Here is a 17,403-nt window from a genome sequence, read left to right on the forward strand (position 1 = left end):
TAATAGAAAAGTACCAAAGAAAGGCAGCTTTATGACAAATATACAAAGTACAGATGAAAAATACATGCGTGAAGCCCTGAAACAGGCAAAAAAAGCACAGGCTCTCGGAGAAGTTCCGATTGGCTGCGTCATTGTCCATGACGGGAAGATCATTGCCAGGGGCTACAACCGCCGCAATACGGATCAGAGTACCCTTTCTCATGCAGAGATCACCGCGATACGGAAAGCCGGGAAGGTTTTAAAAGACTGGCGGCTGGAGGGCTGCACTCTTTATGTGACCCTGGAACCCTGTCAGATGTGTGCCGGAGCAATCGTGCAGGCACGGATTCCCAGAGTGGTTATGGGAAGCATGAATGCCAAGGCGGGATGTGCCGGCTCCGTTCTCAATCTTTTGCAGATGAAAGCCTTTAACCATCAGGTGGAGATCAAAAGGGATGTGCTTCGGGAGGAATGCAGTGCGATCCTTCAGGATTTTTTCCGTGAAATGAGGGAAAAGCAGCGGGCAGAACGGGCACCGGGAACGCTGCTCAGGAGTCTTCGAGGGAGTCTTCCGGGTTATGTGATCGTGGAAGGATCCGAAGAAAATGCAGCGGATATCCAGAAGCTGATGGCAGGAAATGAAGCGTATTTTCATCTGGTGCAAGAAGAAATCCCGACGCTGGAGCAGGCAAAAGAGAGTTATACGGTCCTGCCTCCTGGTACCGGCCGGGATCAGAAGACCTTTGCCGTCTTTTATAAAAAAGGAAAATGTATGGCAGTACTGGATTTCATTTGGGGATATCCGGAAGAAAATACAGGCTTTATCGGACTTTTCATGGTGGCAGCGGATGGTCAGGGAAAAGGGATTGGAAAGAAACTATTCCGGCACATTCGCAAGGCGGCAAGGGAGAATGGTCTGGAAAAACTGCGCCTCGGCTGCTATGCCTCCAATGAACCTGCCCGGAATTTTTGGGAAAAACAGGGATTCCGAACAGTGGATACCCGGGAAAAGGAAGCCGGAGAATTGCTGGTTATGGAGCTGTAAAAGCTTTTACCGGAATGCTCCGGAAGCTTCCTGCTGCAGGTGCTTTGGCGCGAACGGGTAAAATTCAGTTGACAAGCACTCATTTTTCAGTTACAATAGTCTGGTATAAATTTTGTCATAAAGCTTCCGCGCAGCCGGAGAGTTAGCGGTGCTCTGAACCTGCAATCCGCTATAGCAGGGGTGATACCAATCCGAGGACTTTTCGTTGTGGGGCTGCCTTTTATAAGTGGCGTTGACGTCTGGGTCTTACGCAACAGGACTCTGTGAACCGTGTCAGGGTAGGAATACAGCAGCACTAAGCAGATTCTCCTGTGTGACGTGAGGCAGCCTGGGCTGAGCTGGCTGTAGGAGTAACGCCTGTGGCGTATTTTCGAAGTGCGGTGCGCGGATTAAAATATAAACAGAAAAAGGGAGTAGCTGCCAATCTGTTCACAGAGAGCAGAATGGTACATGATGGCGTCAGGACGATAGCAATATCCGCGTCATGTAAGTGATTAGCGAGACTTTTATCTAAGATATAGAGATGCTTAGGTAGAGGTCTTTTTTTATATCCGTTTTGCCGGACAGATTTTTGTTTCCAGGGCAGTCTGGAAATAAAAATCTATCTGGCAGGAAGCCGATAGAGCAAAACGCAAACACCGGTTTTCAGGAAACAGAAACCGGGACAGTCATGAATATGGAGGAAAGATATGGAAGAACAGAATCAGAACTGGAAGGATGTTGTATACGAACAGGATCCGGAAGAAAAGAAACAGAAAAAAGGCAGAAAAAAGATGCCGAAACGAATGAAACTTGTCATAGGAGCTGCAGTGGCGGCAGTGGTCCTTCTGCCGGCAGCAGCAGGCTCCTTCTATCAGATCCAGGAACAGGAGCAGGCGGTGCTGGTGACCTTTGGAAAGCCAAAAGCCGTGACAGAAACGGGACTTCACTTGAAACTTCCGCTGATCCAGCAGGTGAAGAAAGTGAATACCACGATCCAGGGCTTTCCGGTCGGGTACAACGAAGCAGATAATGAAGTGGTGGAATCGGAAAGCATTATGATCACTTCCGATTATAATTTTATCGATGTGGATTTCTTTGTGGAATACCGGATCTCAGATCCAGTGGCGTATCTCTATGCATCCAGAGAGCCGGAGCAGATCTTGAGAAGCATTTCTCAAAGCTGTATCCGGAATGTGATCGGAAGTTATGTCGTTGATGATGTGCTGACTACCGGAAAAAGTGAGATCCAGGCGAAGATCAAGGAAATGATCATGGAGCAGCTGGAAGAGCAGGAGATCGGTCTTATGCTTACCAATATCACGATGCAGGATTCCGAACCGCCCACAGCAGAAGTCATGGAAGCCTTTAAAAAAGTAGAGACAGCCAAACAGGGAAAGGAAACGACCCTGAACAATGCAGAAAAATACAGGAGTGAAAAGCTTCCGGAGGCAGAAGCGGAAGCAGATCAGATCATCAAAAAAGCAGAGGCGGCAAAGCAGACCCGTGTCAATGAAGCAGAAGGACAGGTAGCCCGCTTCAATGCCATGTATGAGGAATACAAAAAGAATCCGGAGATCACAAAAGAACGGATGTACTACGAAGCCATGGAGGATGTTCTTCCTGGTGTCAAGCTTGTGATTGACAGTGGTGACGGGGTGGAAAAGCTTCTGCCGCTGGAAAGTTTTTCCGGTGGCACAGACGAAAACACTGCAGATGAACAGACGGGCGAAACAGAAGAAAGCACAGAGAAATAACGAGAAGAACGGAGGAAAACAAATCTATGAAAAAGAAAATGGCAGCAGGCCTTGCAGTTTGTCTGATCGGAGCGGGAGCACTGGCTTCCTCTCTGACAGTTGCACAGCAGAATGAATACCAGCTGGTCCGTCAGTTTGGTAAGGTAAAACGGATCATTGCGGAACCCGGAATTTATTTTAAGATTCCTTTTGTGGAGTCGGCATCCACGCTTCCCAAAGAGACGCTGATCTATGATCTGATACCTTCCGATGTCATTACGAAGGATAAAAAGACCATGATCTGTGACAGTTATGTTTTATGGCGGATCAAGGATCCACTGAAATTTGCCCAGACCCTGAATTCATCTGTCAGCAATGCGGAGAGCAGGTTGAACACCAGTGTATACAATGCCACCAAGAATGTGATCAGCAGTATGGATCAGGATCAGGTCATCAGCGGAAGGACCGGAAGCCTTTCGGAAAAGGTGATGGAAAACATCGGAACCAACATGGAGCAGTATGGTATTGAACTTCTTTCCTTTGAAACGAAACAGCTGGATCTTCCCAATGATAATAAGGAAGCGGTCTATGAGCGGATGATCTCAGAAAGAGAAAATATAGCAGCAACTTACACGGCAGAGGGTAATTCAGAGGCCAAGGTGATCCGTAACACGACGGATAAAGAAGTGGCCATTCAGATTTCCGATGCGGAAAAACAGGCAGAGATCCTGGAGGCAGAAGGAGAAGCAGAGTATATGCGGATCCTCTCAGAGGCCTATGCGGATGAGGAGCGGACAGAATTTTACACCTTTGTACGCAGCCTGGATGCCCTGAAGAAATCTATGAAGGGCCAGAACAAAACCGTGGTTCTGGATGAAACATCCCCTATTGCCGGAATCTTTTATAAAGAATGAGTAATCCCTCAATCCCCCGCAGAGCAGGCAAATGTCTTCTCTGCGGGGGATTTTTGTGCGGAAATCTTACAGAGGTTTACGAGGATTTTACAAAGCTGCGCTTTTTGACTTTACATTTCTTTTCTATACTTGGAAACGTAAACGAGGTAAAGAAAAAAGAAAGCTCGGAAAAAGGGCATAAAAAAGGAGATTATATTATGAGAAAACTAGTTGCAGCAGCTTTAGTAGGAGTTATGACTATGGGCCTTACCGTATGCGGCGTATCCGCAGATGGAGATTTTGACTCATCCGAAGATATCACCGTTGTTTCCCGTGAGGACGGTTCCGGTACCAGAGGCGCTTTCATCGAGCTGTTTGGTGTTCAGGAAGAGCAGGATGGCGAGAAAGTAGATATGACTACAGAGGAAGCAAACATCACCAACAGCACTTCCGTTATGATGACCACAGTGGCAGATGATGAGTATGCGATCGGTTACATCTCTCTCGGTTCTCTGGATGACAGCGTAAAGGCAGTAAAGATCGATGGCGCAGAGGCAAGTGTAGAGGACATCAATGACGGAACCTATAAAATTTATCGTCCTTTCAACATTGCAACCAAGGGTGATGTAAGTGAAGCAGCTCAGGATTTTATCAACTACATCATGAGCAAAGACGGACAGGCTGTTATCGAAGAGAACAAATACATCTCTGTCGGTGAGCCGGAAGAGTACAAATCAAACGGAGCTGAGGGCAAGGTTGTAGTAGCAGGTTCCTCTTCCGTATCTCCGGTTATGGAAAAACTGAAAGAGGCTTATGAGAAAGTAAACGATAAAGTAGAGATCGAGATTCAGACCAGTGATTCCACCACCGGTATGCAGAATACTATCGATGGTATCTGTGACATTGGAATGGCATCCAGAGAGCTGAAAGATTCAGAGACAGAAGCAGGTCTTACCGCTACCGTTATTGCCAATGATGGTATCGCAGTCGTAGTAAACAATGACAATCCGATCGATGAGTTGACCTCCGATCAGGTAAAGAGCGTATTCACCGGTGAGACAACCACCTGGGCTGATCTGGAGAAATAATCACAGGGGACATGAAATATCAGGAACATGGCGGGCCTCTTCTTTCGGCCCGCTGTTTCTGATACTACGATCGGAGAATAAGAATGATGAAAGAAAAACTCATGCAGGCGGTCTTTTTCATTGCGGCCTGTACCTCTATACTGGCAGTTGCACTGATCTGCCTGTTTCTTTTTGCAAATGGTATTCCGGCAATCCGGGAAATCGGTGTTTTCAAATTCCTTCTTGGTACCAGATGGAAACCGGGAAATAATATTTTCGGTATCCTTCCTATGATCATGGGCAGCATTTATGTGACGGCAGGAGCGATCATTATCGGTGTTCCCATTGGAATCATGACTTCCATTTTCATGGCAGAATATTGTCCGAAGAAAATTTACAAGTTTCTGAAATCTGCTACAGAGCTTCTGGCTGGAATCCCCTCTGTAGTATATGGTTTCTTTGGACTGACGGTTCTGGTGCCGCTGATCCGGGAGCTCCCGCACAGCAAAGGAACCAGCATCCTGACAGCGTCCATTCTTCTGGGGATCATGATCCTTCCAACGATCATCGGAGTGACAGAGGCTGCTTTAAGAGCAGTGCCAAGAAGTTATTATGAAGGTTCACTGGCACTTGGAGCAACACAGGAGAGAAGTATTTTCCGTGTCATGCTGCCAGCTGCAAAATCAGGTGTACTGGCAGGTGTGGTTCTTGGAATCGGCCGTGCCATCGGTGAGACCATGGCGGTAGTCATGGTAGCAGGAAATCAGGCAAGAATGCCGGCCGGAATCCTGAAGGGAGTCCGTACCATGACAACAAACATCGTTCTGGAGATGGGATATGCGGCAGATCTGCACAGAGGTGCGTTGATTGCCACCGGCGTAGTACTGTTCGTATTCATCCTGATCATTAACTTTTCCGTATCCATGCTGAACAGGAGGAAGGACAATGAGTGAGTTCAAAAAAAGAATGGAATCATACCGGAGACATCCCGGCTCTTTCCTTTTGTTTCTTCTGGTAATGCTATCCGCACTGACCACCTTTGTGGTTCTGCTGTTTTTGATCGCCTATATCCTGATCAAAGGAGTACCGAATCTGAAGCCGTCTCTGTTTGCCTGGAAATATACCACGGATAACGCTTCCATGCTGCCATCCATCATCAATACGCTGATCATGACGGTAATGTCTCTGCTGATCGCGGTACCTTTTGGAATCTTTTCCGCTGTTTATCTGACGGAGTATGCCAAAAAAGGAAATAAACTGGTAGGGATCATCCGGCTGACGACAGAAACACTTTCCGGAATCCCGTCTATCGTATACGGACTTTTCGGTTCCCTGTTTTTTGTGACGTATCTGAAATGGAGCTATTCACTGGCTGCCGGAGCACTGACACTGGCAATCATGATCCTGCCGCTGGTAATGCGTACCACAGAAGAAGCTTTGAAATCCGTTCCGGATATGTACCGGGAAGGAAGCTTCGGCCTGGGAGCCGGAAAACTGCGTACGGTGTTCTGTGTGGTGCTGCCGAGTGCTATTCCGGGAATCCTTTCCGGTGTGATCCTTTCTATTGGACGTATCGTGGGTGAGACTGCTGCATTGATCTATACGGCAGGCTCCATTCCGCAGATCCCTTCCAGTATCATGGGATCCGGTGCAACGCTGGCGGTACATATGTACAATCTTTCCAAAGAGGGATTGTATACAGACCAGGCTTATGCGGTGGCCGTTGTGCTTCTGCTTCTTGTTCTTCTTATTAACTGGGTGTCTGCCAGAATAGCCAGACAACTGACGAAAGGAAAAGAAAATGGATAAACTGACGATCAAAAACCTGGACCTTTACTATTCTGAATTTAAGGCCCTGAAAAATATCAACCTGAACATTCAGGAAAAAGAAATCACGGCATTCATCGGCCCCTCCGGCTGTGGTAAATCCACGCTGCTGAAATCCCTGAACCGGATGAATGATCTGGTGGAGGGCTGCCGCATAGAAGGAGAAGTCCTTCTGGACGGTGAAGATATCTATAAGGATATGGATGTGAACCTGCTCCGGAAAAGAGTAGGTATGGTATTTCAGAAACCCAATCCGTTTCCTATGAGTATTTATGATAACATTGCTTACGGTCCCCGGACACACGGGATCCGTTCCAAAGTAAAGCTGGATGAGCTGGTAGAGAATTCTCTTCGCGGAGCAGCCATCTGGGATGAAGTAAAGGACCGCCTGAAAAAGAGTGCGCTTGGACTTTCCGGAGGACAGCAGCAGAGAATCTGTATTGCGAGAGCCCTGGCAGTCCAGCCAGAGGTTCTTCTGATGGATGAACCCACCAGTGCACTGGATCCTATTTCCACAGCCAAAGTCGAGGAATTGGCTCTGGAGCTGAAAAAAGACTATACCATCGTTATGGTGACCCACAATATGCAGCAGGCCGCCAGAATTTCTGACCGGACCGCATTTTTCCTTCTGGGTGAGGTTGTGGAATTCGGAAAAACAGAACAGATTTTCTCCATGCCCAAGGACAAACGGACAGAGGACTATATTACAGGGAGGTTTGGATGATGAAGACCAAATTCGACGAGCAGCTTGAAGAAATGCATGTGGAACTGATCAAAATGGGAAGCCTGTGCGAGCAGGCGATCACACTGTCTTCCAGAGCACTCCTGGGAGATGAAAAGAACCAGGTGGAGCAGGTATATTCTGTAGACAGTGAGATCGACCAGCAGGAGCGTGAGATTGAAAATATCTGTATGCGCCTGCTTCTTCTGCAGCGTCCCTTTGCTTCTGATCTCCGGAAAATCTCTGCGGCACTGAAAATGATCTCCGATATGGAACGGATCGGAGACCAGGCCTCTGATATCGCAGACATGGTTCCGTATATCCGCTTCAGTGAGGCGAAGAGTAAGGTACATATCGAGGCCATGGCAAAGGCAACGGTGAAGATGGTTACCGACAGTGTAGAGGCCTTTGTACAGGAAGACCTGGATCTGGCGGAGCGAGTGATCGATTCCGATGATGAAGTGGATGAGCTTTTTACAAAGGTAAAGAAAGAACTGATAGACCTGATCTATGCGAAGGATATTGATGCCAAGGTTGCACTGGATCTTCTGATGACAGCCAAATACTATGAACGGATCGGCGATCATGCGGTGAACATTGCGGAATGGGTGGTTTATTCCATCACAGGAGTGCATAAGAGCAATGAATAAGGGGGAGTAAAGAAGTGACGAAGCGTATCTTTCGCTCCATCTTTTCCGTGTCTGCGGTGATTCTGGTGATCAGCATCGGGCTGATCCTGGGACTTCTTTACGGACATTTCGGAAAGAGACTGGAGAAGGAACTGAAACAGGAAGCCGCCTACCTGGCCCTTGCGGTGGAAAAAGACGGCGAGGAAAGTCTTGCAAAGCTTTCCAAAACGGGAGAAAGAGTGACTTTGATCGACAGTGACGGAACGGTGCTTTATGACAATAAGACCGATCCTGCCGCTATGGAGAACCATCAGGACCGGTCGGAAGTACAGGAGGCTGAAAAAGCAGGAGAAGGGTATGCGTCCAGAACCTCTGCAACCCTGGGAAAGAAAACGATCTATTATGCTCTCCGGCTGGAAAACGGGCAGATTCTTCGTGTATCCAGTACGCAATATACGGTTGCAGGAATCCTGGGAGGAATGATCCAGCCGATCCTGGTAATGATCTTCCTTATGCTGATCCTGTCTCTGGCAGCAGCCTTTCACTCATCCAAAAAGATCGTAGAGCCGTTGAACAGTCTGAATCTGGATGATCCCAAGATGAATGATACTTATGATGAGATCACGCCGCTTCTTTCCAGGATCAACAAACAGCAGAAGACGATCCGTCAGCAGCTTTCCGATGCCAAACGCCAACAGGAAGAATTTGCTATCATTACCAACAACATGAGTGAGGGCCTTCTGGTCATCGACAAACAGACGGAGCTCCTTTCCTGCAATACCAGTGCCGTGAAGCTTCTGGGTGCCAAAAAGGCAGTCACCGATCAGAGTGTTCTGACCATGAACCGGAGCGAACCGTTCCGGAAAGCAGTGGAGGGTGTCCTGAAAGGCAAACATATGGTGGAGACCATGGAGCTGCAGGATGGTGTCCGTCAGTTACTTGCCAATCCCGTCATGGAGGACGGAAAAGTTACCGGTGGTGTGCTTCTTCTGGTGGATGTGACAGAAAAAACACAGAGAGAAGCACTTCGAAGAGAGTTTACTGCGAATGTTTCCCATGAACTCCGGACTCCGCTGACTTCGATCTCCGGCTTTGCCGAGATCATGCAGGATGGCTATGTAAAGCCTGAGGATGTCAAACGGGTGGCAGGAAAAATTTATGATGAAGCCCAGCGTCTGATCGTACTGGTAGGGGATATCATGGAGATCTCACGGCTGGATGAAGGTGTGACAGAGTATAAAAAAGAACAGACAGACCTTCTGGATGTCATTGAGGAATGCAAAGAGCGGCTGCAGGAGTCCGCGGATCGGAAAGAGATAAAGATAGAAGTAGAGGGAAGCCCTCTGGTTTTTGAAACGACGAAACCGATCCTGGAAGAGGTGGTATATAATCTGATGGATAACGCCATCAAATACAACCGGGAGCAGGGAAACGTGACGGTACGGATCTTCCGGAAAGAAAAACAGTTTGGTTTTTCTGTAAAAGATACAGGAATCGGTATCCCTCTGATCCATCAGGATCGGATCTTTGAGCGTTTTTACCGGGTGGATAAAAGCCGTTCCAAAGAGATCGGCGGCACCGGGCTGGGGCTTTCTATTGTTAAACACGGTGTCAGCTGCCTGGGTGCGCAGATCTCTGTGGACAGTATACCGGATGAGGGAAGTACCTTTACTGTGACCTGGGGCTGAACTACTGTACAATGACCAGGTTTAAAAATTCTTCCATGGCACGGCTGATGTATTTGCCGTTTTTCCAGTAAAAATACAGGTTTCTTCGGGTTTCTTCTCCTGGAAGCTTGTAGTAGATCACATCCGGATGCGGGGTGACATGGCGTACAAGGGTGTCACTGATAAAAGAAATCCCCATGCCGGCACAGGTGATGTGATAGGAAGTCATCTGCTGATCCAGCTCCAGAACTACTCTTGGAGAAAAGCCATTGGCCTGGCAAAGACGTGTACTGCGCCTGCGGGTGTCATTTTCCTGTTTCAACAGAACAAAGGGTTCATCTTTAAACTGCCCCAGGGGAACCGGGGCGGTTTTTTTGTCCAGAAAAGCCCCGCTGCAGATATTTTCTACAGAAAGCTGATAGGAGGAAAAGAGCCGGTTGATCGGAAAGACCTTCGGAACAGCCAGAAGCAGATGTTCTTCGTGAAAGAAACGCCTTCCGAAAACAGCTTCATTGAATGGATAATTGTCAATGGCCAGATCCAGAACGCCGGCGAGGAGGAGCTCTTCCAGGCGTGCAGTGCTTTCCTCAATGAGGTTGATCTTTACCAATGGGAAGTGTCTGGTAAATTCTCCGATCAGACGGGGCAGGAGGCAGGAAGAAAAAAGACTGCTTCCGCCGAGCGTCAGATGACCGGTTTTCAGACCGCCAAGATCATTGACAAAGCTGGCAAAGGAATTTTCAATGGCAAGGATCTCCTCTACAGACTGGATGTAGCGTTCCCCGCATTCTGTGAGGGTGAGAGGGGAGGTGTTCCGGTTGAAGATGGGATAACCGATCTTTGCCTCGACCCGGCGGACATTGGCACTGAGGGAAGGCTGGGAAATGTAGAGATTTTTTGCAGCTTTTGAAAAACTTTTTTCTTTGTATACTTCATATACGTAATTCATACCCTGGAACATAAAAGGCATTCTCCTTTGTTTTTTAATTATAATTTGAAAGTTATAACTGATATAGTAATATATGTATTTGATTATATTTTACCATGCTCCTATAATGGGGGCAACGAAAAAAAAGCTGTATTGCGGAGGGAAAAAACGAAATGGAAAAAGAGAAGAAAACTATGGATTATCGTGTAGAGAAGGATTCCATTGGAACAAAGGATGTACCGGAAGGCGTATACTATGGAGTACAGTCCTTACGTGCTGCTGAGAACTTTCATATCACCGGTCTTAGCATGCATCCGGAGATCATCAACAGCCTGGCTTATATCAAAAAAGCAGCAGCTATCACCAACTGTGAGGTAGGTCTTCTTGACAAAAAGATCGCCAATGCGATCGTAAAAGCCTGTGATGAGATCCTGGAGGGACAGTTCCATGAGGACTTTATCGTAGATCCGATCCAGGGAGGTGCAGGTACTTCTCTGAACATGAATGCCAATGAGGTTATCGCCAACCGTGCCATCGAGATCCTGGGCGGCCAGAAAGGTGATTACAGCATTGTAAACCCCAATGACCATGTAAACTGCGGTCAGTCTACCAACGATGTGATTCCTACTGCCGGAAAAATGACTTCTCTCCGTCTGCTGAAGAATCTGAAAAAAGAACTTCTCCGTCTGTATGAGGCACTGAGCAAAAAAGCAGAGGAATTTGACCATGTGATCAAAATGGGCCGTACACAGATGCAGGACGCTGTGCCCATCCGTCTGGGTCAGGAGTTCAAAGCGTATTCTGTAGCGATCAAGCGTGATATCAACCGTATGGATAAAGCCATGGATGAGATGCGTACCCTGAATATGGGAGGAACTGCAGTCGGAACCGGAATCAATGCCGACGAAGCTTATCTGAAACGGATCGTTCCGAACCTGGTAGAGATCTCCGGAATGGACTTTGTACAGGCATTCGATCTGATCGATGCGACACAGAACCTGGATCCCTTCGTAGCTGTTTCCGGCGCGATCAAAGCCTGCGCTGTAACGCTTTCCAAGATCGCCAACGACCTGCGTCTCATGTCTTCCGGTCCCAGAGCCGGTTTTGGTGAGATCAATCTTCCGGCAAAACAGAATGGCTCTTCCATCATGCCCGGAAAAGTAAACCCGGTTATTCCTGAGGTTGTGAACCAGGTAGCTTTCAATGTTATCGGTAATGATGTAACCATCACCATGGCAGCAGAGGCTGGTCAGCTGGAGCTGAACGCTTTTGAGCCGATCGTTTTCTATTGCATGTTCCAGTCCATCGACACGCTGGCTTATGCAGTACAGACATTTGTTGAGAACTGTGTTTCCGGTATCACTGCAAATGAGACACGCTGCCGTTACCTGGTAGAGAACAGTGTTGGTGTGATCACTGCTATCTGCCCTCATGTCGGTTATCAGAAAGCAGCCGATATTGCAAAACAGGCGATCAAGACTGGTGAGTCTGTTCGTGAACTGATCCTGAAAGAGGGACTTCTTACAGAGGAAGAGCTGAATGAGATCATGGATCCTGTAAACATGACTGAGCCGGGAATTTCCGGAAAAGAGCTTCTTGTAAAGAACGCCACAAAAAACGCATGATAATTCCTTCATAAAATAATAAAGAAAACTGCCGTCCGGTGATTGCCTGGACGGCAGTTTTCTTTTCCATAAAAAAGGCAGACACAAAAACTGCGCCTGTCTTTTTGTCTGTTGATTATTTAGTACGGATAGAAGTTTCCGTTGGAATCGGTTACGCCTTTTTCTCCAAAAGTGTAGATATTTCCTTCGCTGTCCACCCAGTTTCCGTTTTCATCCATGGTACAGATGATGTGGTTGCCCTGAGTATCGTAGAAGTCTGCTTTGCTGCCGACCTCAACGGAGCTGTTTCCGTTTGCAGGCGGATCGTAGTAATACTCATTTCCGTTGGAATCTTTGACACCGTTCTCATAGAAGGTGTAAGAGGTTCCGTTGGCATCCTGCCAGCTTCCGTCCGGCATCTGGGTGACATCCACACGGTTTCCGCTGCCGTCATAGAAATAACGGGGAGCTTCGGTGGAAGTAGAGGTTCCGGTATTGGAAGAATCGCTTCCGGTGGAATTACCATTACCGTTGTTGTCCGTGTTTCCGGTGGAAGTGCCGCCATTGCTTCCGTTGGAGCCATTGTCCGCTCCTGTAGTGGTACCTGTGCTGCCGCCGGTGGAAGTGCCACCATTGGTTCCGGTGGTGCCGCCTGTGGTGGAGCCGGTTGTACCGGAAGTAGTACCGGAAGTAGTGCCGGTAGAAGTGCTGTCAGAACCGGTGCTGGTGTTGGCAGAAGCCTGGTTATTATTGGAAGCAGCACTGGTCTCAGACTCGGTGGTCTTCTCAGTTGCTTTTTCTGTTGTCTTTTGGGTAGCTTTTTCTGTCTCAGACTCAGACTCCGTGGAAACAAGGGTGGTCGTCTCAGACTGGCCTACCTGGATTTTTTCTCTCTGTTTGCGGCAGCCGCTTAAACTCAAGGTAGCTGCCATTATAACTGCAAGAACGAGTGCGCCCCATTTCTTTTTATTTCGCATAATTAGTTACCTCCATGTAAACAGATTTCGAGTTACGACTGCTATTATAGAAGATTTGGGGGAGAATTGCAACTTTGTGACGGGAAAAAAGTCTTAACTTTCTGTGAAGTACCGTTATTCTGCGGTGGTTTGGATGTAGGTCAGGAGGTCTTCACATCGGGCAAGGGTGCGGGCAGAGAGGTCGAGGCTGGCCTGCATTTCGGAAGAGGAGCCGTCGTTTTCCTGGCGGATCTTGTCGGCGGCAGCTTCTTTTTCGTTGATCCACTGGAGCTGTTCTTTCAGGATCTCCTGGTATTTGTCTTCCGGGACATTGTCTTTCAGGAGCTGCCAGAGCTGGTTCAGGCAGGTGTCTGTGGTGGTGTACATTTCTCCGGCACAGGTATTCATTTCCTGCTGGGTAGAGGCAGCGGTAAGCTTCGTGTTGAGATCATCATAAGCTGTTTTGCAATCATCGTAGAGGCTCCTGGCTTCTTCGGAGGGCGTGGATCGTTTGTAGGAATAGATGCCGAGCTCTTCTGCTTCATTGACGATGATGGGAAGCGTGAGCTCAGTGTCGTTATCGTTGGCTATGGAGACCCAGCTGTATACTTCAGCTGACAGGGCACTGACCGGTGTTCCTGGAAGACAGATTTTAAAGGTGTCGGTGCCGGTCAGCCCATAGGCTTCGGAATAAACATATTTTATGCTGTCAATGATCTCGGTTTCGCCGACGGTATTCTGGTAAGCAATGTCAGAAAGCGTCATCTCATAGGTGGTGTCGTCCACTTTGGTCAGATCGGTGAAATGACCGGAAAATTCGCTGTAGTAGAGCGTGCCGTGGTCATAGCCGTCTCCTGTGGAGCCCATATCGGAGTCGTGGTAGTTTCCTGCAAAAGAGCCATCCTTTTCAATGGTAAAATAGGTAGACCAGGCGCCTGCACCGCTGCTGAATTCAAAGGTATATCCGGAAAGATCCTCGAAAGTCAGGGTATCTGTTTCGGAAGCCTCTGAGCTGCTTTCCATTTCTGTGGCAGGAGTTTCTGCAGCAGTGGCAGTTAAAGCTGCGGCAGAAAAAGTGAACAGAAATAAGGGGAAAAGTAGTTTTTTCTTCATAAAAGTACCTCCTGATAAAAAATAGGTGACAGTTCCTGTTTGTAAACGGGCAAAAGATCTTTCTGCCTCGGGCATTATCCTCTTGATTTTGAGTATAGCAGATAAACCGGCGGAATGCTATGGAAAATAGAAAGGATAATAAATATTTAAGGTTTGCCGGATGCAGGGAGGAAGCGCGAAAAAGAAAACAATCTCTTGACGCATCTTACTTCACCCGTTATAATAAAACATGGTTCGTTTTATAAGGAGATGTACTCAAGTGGCTGAAGAGACCGCACTCGAAATGCGGCAGGCCGGGCAACCGGTGCGAGGGTTCAAATCCCTCCATCTCCGTAAAAGTGTGAGGCTCTGATCATTTGACCGGCTTCACACTTTTTTCTTTTAAAAATGCCCAATTTCTTTGTTGTGAACCATAAAAAATATGGTATAATGAATAACAGTGAACGGGAACAGGCAAAGCCTGCTCATCGTGAGCGGCGAATGGTATATGAAAATCATCAAACGAAAAGGATGTGATACAAAATGAAGCGAATTGGGTTATTAACCAGCGGCGGTGACTGCCAGGCATTAAATGCCACAATGAGAGGTGTTGTAAAGGGCCTCAGCAACAGCCTTGACGAATTGGAAGTGTACGGCTTCATGAACGGATACAAAGGTCTGATCTACGGCGATTACCGTATGCTTACAGCCAAAGATTTTTCCGGTATTCTGACAAAAGGAGGCACGATCCTCGGCTCTTCCCGTCAGCCTTTTAAGCTTATGCGCGTTCCGGATGAAAACGGACTGGATAAGGTGGAAGCAATGAAACAGAATTATTACAAGCTCCGTCTGGACTGCCTTGTGATCCTTGGAGGAAACGGCACACAGAAGACAGCCAACCTTCTCCGTGAAGAGGGACTGAATATCATCCATCTGCCGAAGACCATCGATAATGATATTTATGGAACCGATATGACCTTTGGTTTCCAGAGCGCTGTGGACATTGCTACAGATGCGATCGACTGCATCCATACGACAGCAGCCTCTCACAACCGTGTATTTATCGTAGAAGTTATGGGACATAAAGTCGGCTGGCTGACTCTGTACGCAGGTATCGCAGGCGGAGCAGACATCGTGCTGATCCCTGAGATCCCCTATGATATCGATAAAGTTGTGGAAGCCATTGACAAGCGGACCAAGGCCGGAAAAGGATTTACCATCCTGGCTGTGGCAGAGGGAGCGATCTCCAAGGAGGATGCAGCCCTTCCGAAGAAGGAATACAAAGAGAAAATGGCAAGCCGCAAGCATCCGTCCGTTTCCTATGAGCTGGCAGAGCAGATCCTGGAGAAAACCGGTGTGGAAGTGCGTATCACGGTTCCGGGTCACACACAGCGAGGCGGAAGCCCCTGTCCGTATGACCGTGTCCTGTCTACCAGACTGGGTGCAGCAGCAGCACAGCTGATCCTGAAAGAGGATTACGGCTACATGGTTGGAATGGTCAATGGCAAGTGCAAGAAAGTCCCGTTGGGTGAGGTTGCCGGCAAACTGAAAATGGTTTCCCCGGATGACCAGATCATCCGTCAGGCAAAGCTTACCGGAATCAGCTTCGGAGATTGATGATCCATGGGTTATACCGCATTATATCGTAAATTTCGTCCTGACTCCTTCGCTTCGGTGAAGGGTCAGGACCATATTGTGAAGACACTGAAAAATCAGATCATGGCGGACCGTATCGGCCACGCCTATCTTTTTTGTGGAACCAGAGGTACCGGTAAGACAACCGTAGCCAAGATCCTGGCAAAGGCGGTCAACTGTGAACACCCGGTGGATGGAAATCCCTGCGGAGAATGTGAGACCTGCAAGGCGATCGCAGCCGGTACATCCATGAATGTGATCGAGATCGATGCCGCATCCAACAACGGTGTGGACAACATCCGTGAGATCCGGGAAGAGGTCGCCTATTCACCGACCACAGGAAAATATAAGGTCTATATCATCGATGAGGTGCATATGCTTTCCATCGGAGCGTTCAATGCTCTTTTGAAAACACTGGAAGAGCCGCCCTCTTATGTGATCTTTATCCTGGCTACGACAGAGGCACACAAGATCCCGATCACGATCCTGTCCAGATGCCAGCGTTATGACTTTAAACGGATTTCCATCAATACCATCAGCAGCCGCCTTATGGAACTGATGGAGAAGGAAAATGTGGAAGTGGAAGAAAGAGCCATCCGTTATATTGCAAAGAAAGCGGACGGTTCCATGCGTGATGCTTTGAGCCTTCTGGATCAGTGTATTGCTTTTTATCTGGGACAGAAGCTGACGTATGATCATGTACTGGATGTTCTGGGAGCTGTGGATACGGAGGTGTTCAGTCGTTTTTTAAGGGAGATCCTGAAAAACGATGTGGCTCAGGTCATGAAGCATCTGGAAGAGCTGGTGATGCAGGGGCGGGAACTGGGACAGTTTGTTTCTGATTTTACCTGGTATCTTCGAAATCTTCTCCTTTTGAAATCCTCAGAAGAACTGGAAGAGGTATTGGATGTGTCCAGCGACAATCTGGTGCTTTTAAAGGAAGAAGCAGGCATGGTCCGGGAAGATACGCTGATCCGTTTTATCCGGGTCTTTTCAGAACTGTCCGGTCAGATGAAGTTTTCCGGCTCCAAACGGGTGCTTCTTGAGGTGGCACTGATCAAACTCTGTCGTCCGCAGATGGAGACAGATGAAGTATCTCTTCTGGAACGGATCCGGATGCTGGAAAAAAAGCTGGAGTCCGGTATGATCGCCGTGCGTCAGACACCGCCGGGACAGAGGATGCAGGTGCCGGATCACGGAACGGGAGAGGATGCCTTTTTCGGTGGACTGGATATTCCGGGAGACGGAAATGGAGCTTCTGGTATGGATGCACTTTCTTTTGAGGAAAAAGCAGCCCCGGAAGATCTTCAGAGAGTCATGTCCATGTGGCCAAGTATCGTAGCGCAGACAACGGGCCGTTTTAAAATGACACTGATCAGTGCAGTGCCCAAATACAATGCAGCCGGAGAGGATAACCGTCTGTTCGTGGTCTTTTCTGATTTCATGGGAGAACGGTATGCCAATGACCCGGAGGCGAAAAAACAGCTGGAAACCATTATTTCCGGCAGACTCGGCAAAGAGGTGGAGGTCAAGATGGTGCTTCCTGACGAAGAGCATCTGGCTCCCGGCCGGCTGGCAAAGATCAATGTCAGCGATGGCCTGAGTAAGATCCATGCCGATATAGAAATAGAAGAATAAGGAGGAA

15 protein-coding genes, 1 tRNA gene, 1 other RNA gene and 1 pseudogene are annotated in these 17,403 nt (G+C 48.1%); 15 read left to right on the top strand and 3 right to left on the bottom strand.

Translation table 11 applies throughout. The features are described 5' to 3' along the window. Nucleotides 1-31: 31 nt before the first annotated feature. The 11 genes and pseudogenes from tadA to DXA57_RS09220 form a co-directional block, all read left to right on the top strand. A pseudogene (gene tadA, locus DXA57_RS17810) lies at nt 32-511 on the top strand (tRNA adenosine(34) deaminase TadA); the annotation flags it as partial. Nucleotides 512-607: 96 nt separating this feature from the next. Further along, nucleotides 608-1,024 (top strand): GNAT family N-acetyltransferase, encoded by a 417-nt coding sequence (locus DXA57_RS17815; protein ID WP_334294763.1) that lies wholly within the window; start codon nt 608-610, stop codon nt 1,022-1,024. Between the two features lie 126 nt (nt 1,025-1,150). Next, nucleotides 1,151-1,412, top strand: an RNA gene (ffs, locus tag DXA57_RS09180) — signal recognition particle sRNA large type. 301 nt (nt 1,413-1,713) lie between these two features. After that, nucleotides 1,714-2,760, top strand: a complete 1,047-nt coding sequence (gene hflK / locus DXA57_RS09185; protein ID WP_243005757.1) for an FtsH protease activity modulator HflK — start codon at nt 1,714-1,716, stop codon at nt 2,758-2,760. A gap of 26 nt (nt 2,761-2,786) precedes the next feature. Further along, nucleotides 2,787-3,653: a protease modulator HflC gene (gene hflC / locus DXA57_RS09190; protein ID WP_117766845.1), complete on the top strand. Its 867-nt coding sequence runs from the start codon at nt 2,787-2,789 to the stop codon at nt 3,651-3,653. A gap of 197 nt (nt 3,654-3,850) precedes the next feature. Further along, nucleotides 3,851-4,720, top strand: coding sequence for a substrate-binding domain-containing protein (locus tag DXA57_RS09195; protein ID WP_117767067.1), 870 nt, complete (start codon nt 3,851-3,853; stop codon nt 4,718-4,720). 83 nt (nt 4,721-4,803) lie between these two features. Continuing rightward, on the top strand, nt 4,804-5,652 hold the full coding sequence (gene pstC / locus DXA57_RS09200; RefSeq protein ID WP_199612710.1) for a phosphate ABC transporter permease subunit PstC: 849 nt from the start codon (nt 4,804-4,806) through the stop codon (nt 5,650-5,652). Beyond that, a complete protein-coding gene (gene pstA / locus DXA57_RS09205) occupies nt 5,645-6,508 on the top strand; it encodes a phosphate ABC transporter permease PstA (protein ID WP_117766849.1) in 864 nt (287 codons plus the stop codon). The genes pstC and pstA overlap by 8 nt, the downstream gene beginning before the upstream one ends. After that, nucleotides 6,501-7,250: a phosphate ABC transporter ATP-binding protein PstB gene (gene pstB / locus DXA57_RS09210; RefSeq protein WP_117766850.1), complete on the top strand. Its 750-nt coding sequence runs from the start codon at nt 6,501-6,503 to the stop codon at nt 7,248-7,250. The genes pstA and pstB overlap by 8 nt, the downstream gene beginning before the upstream one ends. Then, complete coding sequence (phoU, locus tag DXA57_RS09215; RefSeq protein WP_117766852.1) at nt 7,250-7,897, top strand: phosphate signaling complex protein PhoU; 648 nt, start codon at nt 7,250-7,252, stop codon at nt 7,895-7,897. Before pstB ends, phoU begins: the two co-directional genes overlap by 1 nt. A 14-nt stretch (nt 7,898-7,911) precedes the next feature. Then, the gene (locus DXA57_RS09220; protein ID WP_117766854.1) at nt 7,912-9,564 is read left to right on the top strand and encodes a sensor histidine kinase; all 1,653 of its coding nucleotides are present in this window, start codon (nt 7,912-7,914) and stop codon (nt 9,562-9,564) included. A gap of 1 nt (nt 9,565) precedes the next feature. Here the strand turns inward: DXA57_RS09220 and DXA57_RS09225 are convergent, their stop codons facing one another. Continuing rightward, nucleotides 9,566-10,504, bottom strand: coding sequence for a LysR family transcriptional regulator (locus DXA57_RS09225; RefSeq protein ID WP_117766856.1), 939 nt, complete (start codon nt 10,502-10,504; stop codon nt 9,566-9,568). Nucleotides 10,505-10,644: 140 nt separating this feature from the next. Between DXA57_RS09225 and DXA57_RS09230 the strand changes: the two genes are divergently transcribed. Further along, nucleotides 10,645-12,096 carry an aspartate ammonia-lyase gene (locus tag DXA57_RS09230; RefSeq protein WP_117766858.1) on the top strand — a complete coding sequence of 484 codons (1,452 nt, stop codon included), beginning with the start codon at nt 10,645-10,647 and terminating at the stop codon, nt 12,094-12,096. Nucleotides 12,097-12,215: 119 nt separating this feature from the next. Here DXA57_RS09230 and DXA57_RS09235 read toward each other — a convergent pair whose 3' ends face one another. Together DXA57_RS09235 and DXA57_RS09240 are read right to left on the bottom strand one after the other, a co-directional pair. Then, a complete protein-coding gene (locus DXA57_RS09235) occupies nt 12,216-13,052 on the bottom strand; it encodes a hypothetical protein (RefSeq protein WP_117766860.1) in 837 nt (278 codons plus the stop codon). Nucleotides 13,053-13,166: 114 nt separating this feature from the next. Next, entirely contained in the window at nt 13,167-14,144 is a 978-nt protein-coding gene (locus tag DXA57_RS09240; RefSeq protein ID WP_158571280.1) for a lysozyme inhibitor LprI family protein, read from the bottom strand. A 245-nt stretch (nt 14,145-14,389) separates the two neighbouring features. Between DXA57_RS09240 and DXA57_RS09245 the strand changes: the two genes are divergently transcribed. The 3 genes from DXA57_RS09245 to dnaX all read left to right on the top strand — a co-directional run bounded on the left by DXA57_RS09245 (nt 14,390) and on the right by dnaX (nt 17,396). After that, nucleotides 14,390-14,477: transfer RNA gene (locus DXA57_RS09245), tRNA-Ser, on the top strand. 189 nt (nt 14,478-14,666) lie between these two features. Continuing rightward, complete coding sequence (locus DXA57_RS09250) at nt 14,667-15,740, top strand: 6-phosphofructokinase (protein WP_117766864.1); 1,074 nt, start codon at nt 14,667-14,669, stop codon at nt 15,738-15,740. A 6-nt stretch (nt 15,741-15,746) separates the two neighbouring features. Next, on the top strand, nt 15,747-17,396 hold the full coding sequence (dnaX, locus tag DXA57_RS09255; protein ID WP_117766866.1) for a DNA polymerase III subunit gamma/tau: 1,650 nt from the start codon (nt 15,747-15,749) through the stop codon (nt 17,394-17,396). The last annotated feature ends 7 nt before the right edge of the window (nt 17,397-17,403 follow it).

The organism is Blautia sp. OF03-15BH, from assembly GCF_003463065.1.
In the GTDB taxonomy this organism is placed as follows: domain Bacteria; phylum Bacillota; class Clostridia; order Lachnospirales; family Lachnospiraceae; genus Limivivens.